This window comes from Mesorhizobium sp. M2A.F.Ca.ET.037.01.1.1, from assembly GCF_003998075.1.
Taxonomy (GTDB): Bacteria; Pseudomonadota; Alphaproteobacteria; order Rhizobiales; family Rhizobiaceae; genus Mesorhizobium.
In genome coordinates, this window is the sequence record NZ_RZSA01000145.1 from 1 (window position 1) to 9,625 (window position 9,625).

Sequence of the window (9,625 nt, forward strand, 5' to 3'; positions counted from 1 at the left end):
GTTCCGATCTGACCGAAGGGGTCGTTCGCCTTGGCGTATTCGTTGAGGAAGAGCGCTGCGCGATCGCTAGCAAAGTCGTACGCTGCCAACCAGTTCTGCCGAACCAAAACCGGATCGGTGGAAACGGAACGGACATTCTGGATGAAGCGGCCGAGATGCCAGGCGATCTGAGCATCCGAGGGCTCATAATTCCGGACCGCCGGCGCGACGGCGCGCGTCTCGCCGAAGCCATCGACCTCGACGACATAAGGCACGACACGGCTTTGCATCGACTGCCATACGAGTCCGCCGGAAAGCCCGGTCGCCAAGGCCAGGCAGCCAAGGGCCATGATCCGCCAGTTCCTGGCCTGCAGTCGAGATGAGCCGATGCGCTCGTCCCACAGTTGGGCGGCTTTTTGATACGGCGTGACCGGTTCGGGTGTTTTGCCGTAACGGTGCACGGGTCGCTTGAAGAGCATCTAGTCATCCTTGTCGTTGAGAGAGGGGTTGGCGCTGCCTCCCGGCCGGTCTCCGTCTCGGACAGCTTGCATGGCAGCGTGGCGATTTGCCCGGGCGGTCTGTTCAGAACGTAGGCGCCTTGCCCACGTCGGCGCCGAAACAGTGGCCGAACCGGCAGAGCGTTCGGTCATTGACGCTGTCGGCGCGCCGCCGGTCGCGGTCCACGCGGCATCGCGCCCGGCATCGGCGTTGCGCCCAACACTTGCAGTGGCGGATCGCGCTATGCGTATAGCGGCGCCGCCAGCTGCACTGGTTACACCATGCATTCCAGCAGCCACACCGGAGAGGCCAGCGTCGGGCGAGGTTGCGCGCCCGATCTGCCATGACGTGGAAGCAGCCGATCCCATTGTTGTGCCGGCTCGGATGGCGGCGAGACCGCCGCTGGTTGACATACGCGCGCCAGCAAATGCTGTGCCTCCAGCAACGAGTGATACACCCGCTGCCGCCGCGGTCGTGCCGAGGGCGGCGCCCGCCCCAAGCTGCGGTGCGCCTGAGACAAGACCCGACGCGATCCCCGGCCCAAAAATGCCAAGGCCAAGCAGTGCCAGTGCGCCCAGTACCTGGGACATGGCACCGGCAAGATCCGGCTCCTTGCCTTGCAATGCGGAAGCGAACTCCCCGAAGAGCGTGGAGCCGATACCGACAATGACGGCGAGCACCATCACCTTGATGCCTGACGAGATAACATGGCCGAGCACGCGTTCGGCCAGGAACGCTGAACGGTTCCAAAGTGCGAATGGAACCAAAACAAAACCTGCCAGCGTGGTGAGCTTGAACTCTAGGATGGTGATGAAAAGCTGGATGGAAAGGATGAAGAAGGCGATGATAACCAGGAACCAGGCCATCAGCAGCACGAAGATGGTCAGTGCGTTGCCGAAGATTTCCGGGAAGCCCAGGAGCTGACTGGCTTGGTCAAGCATTGGCCAAGCACCTTCGAAACCGGTCGCGGCAATGCGGCCCGGGCGCAAGAGATTGTCTGCCGACAGATTGCCGGCCGACGCCTTAATCCCGAGACCGGCAAAAGAACGATAAACGATATCGGCGAGGTTCTTGAAATTGTTCAGAATGAAGGCGAAGACGCCAACATAGAGCACCTTGCGGACAAGCCGGCCGAGAACGCTGGTTTCGTCGCCGAGCGCCCACGCCAGGCCGGCAAGTGTGATGTCAATGCCGATCAGAATGGTAGTGAGGAAGGCGAGGTCGCCCGATAGCAGACCGAACCCGCTGTCGATGTAGCGGATGAAGGTCTCCATGAAGCGATCGATGACGCCAAGGTCGTTCATGCCGCTGCCTTTCTCGTCGTGATGAACTCGTGATTAATTGCCGGGATAAGCCGAGCCGGTACCCAAGAACCGCTTCGTCATCTCGCGGGCGGCTTCGTCTGACTGGGCCTTGCGGGCGGCATCCTCGGCCTCAGCTCGAAACTGCGTTGCGAGCAGCGTCTGGATCTGCATCTGCTGTTTTGTCGAAAGCGCCATCAGCTGGTTGGTGGCCTGGCTTGCCTGAAGCGCACCGGCCGCCCCTTGGCTGCGGTTGACGAGATCGGCGAGCAGATCGCCGTCGGCGCGGACGTTCTCGACGATTTGCGACTGGACACCCATGGTCTGGCGGAACGCCTGCATGGCGGTTTGCCAACGCTCCCGCGCAGCACTCGCCACATCGCTGACTTTGATCGTGGCGTCGTAGCTTTCCGGATATTGGCTGCGCCACTGGTCTTGAAGCTTGCCCAGATCAAAGCTGAGGCCACTCGCCTGGTCCATCAAGCCGTCGATGCGATGGAGCGAACCGGTGAGTTGGCCAACGGAAGAGAAATCCAGACGCTGAAGATTGCGCGCCATGTTCTGCAGCATGGTCGCCTGATTCTGCAGCGACTGGATTTGGTTGTTGATCTGCTCCAATGCGCGCGCGGCCGTCAGCACGTTCTGCGCATAATTGGACGGATCGAACACGATAAGGGCGTACGCGGGCTGCACATAGTCGGCCATAGGCTTGGCGATCAGGGAAACGGTGATCAGGCCGGAGAGAAGGCGTCGCCGCATCATGAGAATTGCTCCTTGTCTGGTTGAGGGAATTGCTTGAGAAGTTCGCCGGCCCAATCGAGGCCGCGCGCGATCAGGAACTGCGAGGCAAAGCTGCCTTGCCCGTCTTCGGACATGATCCTGTCGATCAGAGTCTGCGTGGCCGGATCGGAAGCACCGCAAAGCGCAAGAGCGATGGGGCCAAGCTCGAGCTCGAACAGACGGTTGCCGCGGCGCGATTGCAGATAATACTGACGCTTCGGCGTGGCGCGGGCGATCAATTCGATCTGCCGCTCGCTTAAACCGAAGCGCTCGTAGGCTGTGCGCGCCTGGGGTTCCACGGCACGATCATTGGGAAGGAAAATGCGCTGCGGGCAGCTTTCGATGATTGCCGGCGCTATGCCAGAGCCCGCGATATCAGCCAGCGACTGCGTAGCGAAGACAACCGACACGTTCTTCTTTCGCAGCACCTTCAGCCATTCGCGGATGCGGGCGGCGAACAGCGGATTGTCGAGATAGACCCACGCCTCGTCGAGCATGATCAGCGTGGGCCGTCCGTCGAACCGTTCCTCAAGTCGCTGGAACAGATAGGTAAGCACCGGCAGCAAAGCGCCTTGGCTGTGCATTAACTCCTCGGTCTCGAAACACTGCACATCCGACAAGGCCAGCCCATCATGATCGGCATCGAGCAGGCGGCCGAAGGGACCGTCGAGCGTGTAGGGCATCAATGCGGTCTTCAGCGCATTGGATTGAAGCAGGACCGAAAGACCGGTCAGTGTGCGTTCCTGCGCCGGCGCGGTGGCAAGGCTGGCCAGCGCTGACCAAATAGCCTCCTTCACCTCCGGCGTGACGGTGACGTTCTCGTGGGCAACAAGGCTGGCGATCCATTCGGCCGCCCAGCTTCGGCTAGCCTGGTCGTTGATGCTGCGCAGTGGCTGAAAGGCAAGGGAACCGTCCGCTCCTAGCGCGTGGTGTTCTCCACCCATGGCAAGTGTTGCAGCACGGGCCGAATTGCCTTTGTCGAAGACATAAACCTGGGCGCCGGCATAGCGCCTGAACTGCAGAGCAATCAGAGCAAGCAGAACCGACTTGCCGGCGCCGGTCGGACCAACAACCAGCATGTGGCCGACATCTTCGACGTGGGTGGAAAGCCGAAACGGTGTCGACCCACTGGTCTCGGCAACGAAAAGCGGTGGCGCTTCGGTTTGGGTGACTTTCGCGAGATGCTCGTTTGTCGCAGGACCGGCCCAAACCGACGACAGCGGCATGAGATGGGCAAGGTTCAATGTATGAACGAGCGGTTGGCGAACGTTAGCGTAGACATGGCCAGGCAATGAGCCGAGCCAAGCCTCGACCGCATTGACGCCTTCTCGGATCGTGGTGAAGCCGAGCCCATTGATGATGCGCTCGACCGCGCGAAGCTTCTCTGCAGCGGCTTGGCGATCCTCGCCCCACACCGTCACGGTGGTGGTGAGATAGCCGAAACTCACATGATCACCGCCCAATGCCTGAAGGGCTTCGTCGGCATCGAGCGCCTTGTTGTCGGCATCGTTATCGACAAGCGGGACCGGCTCGTTGGTAATGACCTCGCGTAGGATTGCCACGATCGATTTGCGCTTGGCAAACCACTGCCGGCGCAATCGCGTCAGCGTCTTCGTGGCTTCCGTTTTCTCGAGCGGAATGAAGCGCGTCATCCAGCGATAGGCGAAATCCTGATGATTGAGGGTATCGAGGATTCCGGGCCGGGTGAGGTTCGGAAAGCCGAGGATGGTCAGTGTGCGAAGATGCTGCTCACCCAGCATCGGCTCCAGGCCACCGGTAAGCGGCGCATCGACCAGGATTGCATCCAGATATATCGGCGTTTCCGGGGCCATGATAGGATGGCGACGAGGCGAAATCGTGCCGTGGAGGTAGGTCAACGTCTGAGCATCATCGAGGACGCGTACTTCGGACATGAAACCCGAGAAGAGATCGAGCACGCGGTTGGTCTCGTCACGGAACCTCGCCAGATCCTGGCGCCAGTCTCTTTCTCCTCGGGAATAATGAGAGTCGACGAGCGCGCTTTCTGCGCGCGCCTGGGCGTCCGGCGGTGGCATAAACACCAAGGTCAGATGATAGCGGCTCTCGTAGTGCGCTACCTTCCCCTCGAAAGCAGCGCGGCGTTCTTCGTCGACCAGCCACGACGCGGCGTCAGGAAAATGCGAGTTCGGATAGCCCAGCGCTTCTGTGCGCTCGGCCTCAAAGAACAATGCCCAGCCAGAGCCAAGGCGTCTGAGAGCATTGTTCGCCCGGGCGCAAATGCCGACGAGTTCAGCCTCCGTCGCACTTTCGAGATCCGGGCCGCGGAACCGCAACGTCCGCTGAAAGCTGCCGTCCTTGTTGAGCACGATGCCGGGCGCCACCAAGGCAGCCCAGGGTAGATGGTCGGCAAGCCGGTCGGCTTTGCTTCGATATTCCGAAAGGTTCAGCATGCAAGCCACCCCTTCAGACGTAGGTGGCGCACAAGCACGCTGGCGAAGTCCGGATCGCGTCTTGCGGCAAACACCGCTAACGAGTGGCCTGCGATCCAAAGCACCAGACCAGCAATCCATTGCTGCAAGCCGAAGCCAATGGCCGCGGCCACTGTACCGTTGAGGATCGCCACCGCGCGCGGAGCCCCGCCGAGCAGGATCGGCTCGGTCAGCGCCCGGTGGACCGGTACTGCGAAGCCCTCGATATGCTGCTCCCCGGCGGCCATCAGACGAGCGCCCCACCACCGAAGGAGAAGAAGGAGAGGAAGAAGCTCGATGCCGCGAAGGCGATTGACAGACCGAAGACGATCTGAATCAGGCGCCGAAAACCACCGGCGGTGTCGCCGAAGGCAAGCGTCAGGCCGGTGGTGATAATGATGATCACCGCAACGATCTTGGCGACCGGTCCCTGCACGGACTCCAGGATCTGCTGCAGCGGCTGCTCCCACGGCATGCCGGAGCCGGCGGCATAAACCGGGGCCGTGTTAAGAAACGCGAGCGCTGTGGACGAAAGAAAGCGAAGCTTCTTGCGCATGAGGAAGGCCTTTCAAAGCTGCTGGAGTTGCGAAAGCGTGAGCGGGGCAACGGCGTAATCGCCGCTGCCGTCGAGACCGGTGACCTCGGCGATTGCGTCGATGTGGCGCGACGAGCCGCGTCCCGCTATGAAGACGATCAGATCTATCGCCTCAGCGATGAGCCGGCGGGGAACGGTGACCACCGCTTCCTGGGCGAGTTGCTCAATGCGATAGAGAGCCGAGCGCGCGGAATTGGCGTGTACGGTAGCGATGCCGCCTGGGTGCCCGGTGTTCCATGCCTTCAGCATGTCGAGCGCTTCCGCGCCCCTCACCTCGCCCACGATGATGCGGTCCGGCCTGAGCCTCAGCGTCGAGCGCACGAGATCGGCAAGGGTGACCGAGCCCCGCCTTGTTCTCAGGGCAACGCAGTCCCTGGCCGCGCACTGCAGTTCGCGTGTGTCCTCGATCAGGATCACCCGATCGTCGCATTCGGCGACTTCAGCCAGCAGAGCGTTGGCGAGTGTTGTCTTCCCCGAGGAAGTGCCGCCGGCGATCAGCATGTTGCGCCGCTCGCGGACGGCCTTTTTCAGCGCATCGGCCTGCAGCGGCAGCATGATGCGTTCGGCAACATAGTCGGCCAGGGTGTAGACTTTCGCGGCGGGCTTGCGGATGGCAAAACATGGCGCCAACACCACAGGTGGCAGCAGGCCTTCGAAGCGTTCGCCAGACGGCAATTCGGCACTGACGATCGGGTTGTCGGCGTGCGCCTCGGCGCGCACGTGCGAAGCAACCAGGCGGATGATACGTTCTGCCTCGGACGGGTGCATGTGAACGTCGGTATCGACCCGACCTTCGCCTAACCGGTCGAGTCGCAGCGCGCCGTCGGGATTGACCATCACCTCGATGACGGACGGATCGGCCAGGGCTTCGGTGATTGCCGGACCCATGGCGGTGCGCAGCATGACACGCCGCCGGTGGTCGGCCTCGGGATGAGAGCTCATCCTTCCCCTCCCCCACCATTGTCTTTGCTAAGCGACTTTTTGCCGGAAGCGATCTGGCGGCCGACCTTCTCAACGAATTTCTCGAAACGCTCTTGGGCAATAGCCTGCGTTGCCCGATCCGGGACCGGCGTGTGGGCGTGAAGGGTGATCGAAAAGCGGATGAAGAGCGCCAGGCTCTCCAGGATCACCTCGGAATCGCGCCTGACGTGGGCAAGATCGCGGGAGAGCCGGTCAAGCCTTACGCCGTAGCGCCGATCGAACTCGCTCTCGCCACGCCGCTCGATGAACGCCTCGATCGCCTTCGCCACGATCGCTGATTTGGTCGTTGACGGATCGCGACTGAGGTTGTCCAGTTTCTCGCTGAGCTCCGGCTCAAGCAGAAACTGATGGCGAATGCGGTGCGGCTTCATGCGGCTCGTTCCGACGGCCCGGCGTTGCGCCGGCGACGGGAGAAGCATCGGCCAGACGCTCAAAATTGCTTATGGCCGTTATCTACGCTGAGGTGCGCTCTGCAACTCAGCGGACTTCAGAAGCCGGGAATGACATCGTCGCCCCTGCCCTCGTTGATACCGTAGGCGCGGGCCGCAGTGGAAATCCGATCCATGACACGCTTGTCCGCGAGCGCTTCGCTGTCATCGTCTGCGGGCTTGTACAGATCGGCCTGATCGGGCTCTTGAGAGACAACAACGTCTTCTTCGGGCAGGCTTGGATGGCGTTGCTGCTGAACGCCTCCCTCGTCTTCAACTGGCGCGTCGGCGCTTTCCTCGTCCGCAGCAAGTCGGCTATCGACGCTGCACACTTGTCCAGTCCAGCCGTCCGGGCGTGATGCAGGGCAGTCCGCATAGGGTCCGTCGTGCAGCACCGGCGCAGGCAGCACCCGATCTGTGAAATTCTGATCCTGATAATAGCGCAGCTTCTTGGCGCGGATCGGCGGCAACCCAGAAACCAGGACCAATTCGTCTGACGGCGGCAATTGCATCACCTCGCCTGGCGTCAGGAGCGGGCGCGCGGTTTCCTGGCGGCTCACCATGACATGTGAAAGCCAGGGCGCAAGCCGATGGCCCGCATAGTTGCGCATCGACCTAAGTTCGGTTGCGGTGCCGAGGGCATCCGAGATGCGCTTGGCCGTGCGTTCGTCATTGGAGGAAAAGGCAATTCGCACGTGGCAATTGTCGAGAATAGCATTGTTCTCGCCATAGGCCTTTGAAACCTGGTTCAAAGATTGTGCGATCAGATAGGAGCGAATGCCATAACCTGCCATGAAGGCGAGCGCCGTTTCGAAGAAGTCGAGGCGACCGAGCGCCGGAAACTCGTCCAGCATCATGAGCAGCTGATGCTTACGGCTCTTCTTCGGGTCCCCCTCCAGACGCTCCGTCAACCGCCTGCCGATCTGGTTCAAGATCAGTCGCACCAAAGGCTTGGTGCGCGAGATATCCGAAGGCGGCACGACCAGATAGAGCGACAGCGGTCGCTCTCCATCCACTAGGTCAGCGATGCGCCAGTCGCAGGACGAAGTGGCCGCCGCGACCGTTGGATCACGATAAAGCCCAAGAAAGGACATGGCGGTCGAGAGGACGCCTGAGCGCTCGTTTTCCGACTTGTTCAGGAGTTCGCGAGCCGCCGAGGCCACTACGGGATGGACCTGAGGGTTATGCCCCGTCCCGAGATGGTTTGTCGTCATCATCCGCCGTAGCGTTGCGGCAAACGAGCGTTGCGGGTCCGACAGGAAGGTGGCGACGCGGGCTAGCGTCTTGTCCTCTTCAGCGTAGAGCACGTGCAAAATGGCGCCAACTAGGAGTGAATGGCTGGTCTTCTCCCAGTGATTCCGTCGCTCCAGCGCGCCCTCGGGATCGACGAGGATGTCGGCGATGTTTTGAACGTCCCGGATCTCATCTGGGCCTTTGCGCACCTCCAGCAGCGGGTTGTAGCGTGCCGATCTCGGGTCGGTCGGATTGAACAGAAGGCAGTACGAGAATTTCGACCGCCAGCCGGAGGTCAACTGCCAATTTTCGCCTTTTATATCATGAATGATGGCAGACCCGGTCCAGGAAAGTAGCGTTGGAACAACCAGCCCCACGCCCTTGCCCGAACGCGTCGGCGCAAATGCCATGACGTGCTCCGGGCCGTCATGGCGCAGATAGCGATCGTTCAGCCTACCGAGGAAAACGCCCGCCGGCCGTAACAACCCTGCCGTCTCGACCTCATGAGTCGTGGCCCACCGTGAAGACCCATAGGTCGTAACCGACCCGCGCTGTCGCGCGCGCAAAAGCGAGCCTGCGATTGCGGCGGCACAGCCCAGGAATCCGCTGGCGCCTGCAAGCGTACCGGCTTTGTCGAAGACCTCCGGCGCATAAGCATCGAAGTGGAACCACCATTCAAACAGCTTCCACGGCTTGTAGATTGGCCAGCCGGCGAAGAGAAACCATGGTGCGCCGAGAGGCGTCTGGTAGGTCAGCATTTGAGCGCACCATTGGGTTGCCGTCCATACGCCGATAATGACAATTGCGCACACAACGGCGATCTGCCCGATCAGTAGCTTCGTAGGTGTCATCGGCTTGGCCCGCTGAACAACGCGACCTAGCATCGCGCGGTGCAGCCGGGACAGGAATGTTCCTCACATACGATTTGGGAGCAATGAACGACTTCCTACTATGCAGGTCGGTCAGCACGCGTGTTGCGCCTTCACGCGACACCATCCTCTCCATTCACCCTGAGGCCCGGCGCCGCCGACAGTTGCGTGACCGCTCCTCCGCAAAGTTATCTTCTGCGTTCAGGGAGCCAGGGCGCCTGGGCTGGCTGATGAACACCGTCCGCTCGCGCATGTGGGGTCGAATTGATTTGTGCCCAAGTGGAGGCAGGCTCATCATTCAACAGTTGCCGCAGTTCCCCTGGCTCGAACGCCATCATTGGTGGGGAGGCAGGCTCGTCTTCCAACAGTTGCCGCAGTTCCCCTGGCTCGAACGCCATCATTGGTGGGGAAGCGGGTTCATCCTCCAACAGCTGCCGCAGTTCCCCTGGCTCGAACGCCATCATCGGTGGGGAAGCGGGTTCATCCTCCAACAGCTGCCGCAGTTCCCCTGGCT

10 protein-coding genes are annotated in these 9,625 nt (G+C 61.4%); 1 reads left to right on the forward strand and 9 read right to left on the reverse strand.

The genetic code is table 11. The features are described 5' to 3' along the window. The 9 genes from trbF to EOA27_RS10060 all read right to left on the reverse strand — a co-directional run. Window positions 1–458, reverse strand: a 458-nt coding sequence (trbF, locus tag EOA27_RS10020) for a conjugal transfer protein TrbF (RefSeq protein WP_245491062.1), incomplete at its 3' end; no start/stop codon positions are given. Beyond that, a complete protein-coding gene (gene trbL, locus EOA27_RS10025) occupies window positions 459–1,781 on the reverse strand; it encodes a P-type conjugative transfer protein TrbL (RefSeq protein ID WP_127256063.1) in 1,323 nt (440 codons plus the stop codon). A 33-nt stretch (window positions 1,782–1,814) separates the two neighbouring features. Then, window positions 1,815–2,540 (reverse strand): P-type conjugative transfer protein TrbJ, encoded by a 726-nt coding sequence (trbJ, locus tag EOA27_RS10030; protein WP_024502854.1) that lies wholly within the window; start codon window positions 2,538–2,540, stop codon window positions 1,815–1,817. Continuing rightward, window positions 2,537–4,987, reverse strand: a complete 2,451-nt coding sequence (trbE, locus tag EOA27_RS10035; RefSeq protein ID WP_126057782.1) for a conjugal transfer protein TrbE — start codon at window positions 4,985–4,987, stop codon at window positions 2,537–2,539. Before trbE ends, trbJ begins: the two co-directional genes overlap by 4 nt. Next, the gene (locus EOA27_RS10040) at window positions 4,981–5,253 is read right to left on the reverse strand and encodes a VirB3 family type IV secretion system protein (protein ID WP_024502852.1); all 273 of its coding nucleotides are present in this window, start codon (window positions 5,251–5,253) and stop codon (window positions 4,981–4,983) included. Before EOA27_RS10040 ends, trbE begins: the two co-directional genes overlap by 7 nt. Next, window positions 5,253–5,561, reverse strand: a complete 309-nt coding sequence (locus tag EOA27_RS10045; protein ID WP_126057781.1) for a TrbC/VirB2 family protein — start codon at window positions 5,559–5,561, stop codon at window positions 5,253–5,255. Before EOA27_RS10045 ends, EOA27_RS10040 begins: the two co-directional genes overlap by 1 nt. Before the next feature lie 12 nt (window positions 5,562–5,573). Continuing rightward, window positions 5,574–6,542 (reverse strand): P-type conjugative transfer ATPase TrbB, encoded by a 969-nt coding sequence (gene trbB / locus EOA27_RS10050; RefSeq protein WP_024502850.1) that lies wholly within the window; start codon window positions 6,540–6,542, stop codon window positions 5,574–5,576. Next, window positions 6,539–6,952: a CopG family transcriptional regulator gene (locus EOA27_RS10055; protein ID WP_095488561.1), complete on the reverse strand. Its 414-nt coding sequence runs from the start codon at window positions 6,950–6,952 to the stop codon at window positions 6,539–6,541. Before EOA27_RS10055 ends, trbB begins: the two co-directional genes overlap by 4 nt. A 116-nt stretch (window positions 6,953–7,068) precedes the next feature. Further along, window positions 7,069–9,093 carry a conjugal transfer protein TraG gene (locus EOA27_RS10060; protein ID WP_024502848.1) on the reverse strand — a complete coding sequence of 675 codons (2,025 nt, stop codon included), beginning with the start codon at window positions 9,091–9,093 and terminating at the stop codon, window positions 7,069–7,071. A 248-nt stretch (window positions 9,094–9,341) separates the two neighbouring features. Between EOA27_RS10060 and EOA27_RS41495 the strand changes: the two genes are divergently transcribed. Further along, a partial coding sequence (locus tag EOA27_RS41495; RefSeq protein WP_210214144.1) for a hypothetical protein occupies window positions 9,342–9,625 on the forward strand: 284 nt, incomplete at its 3' end.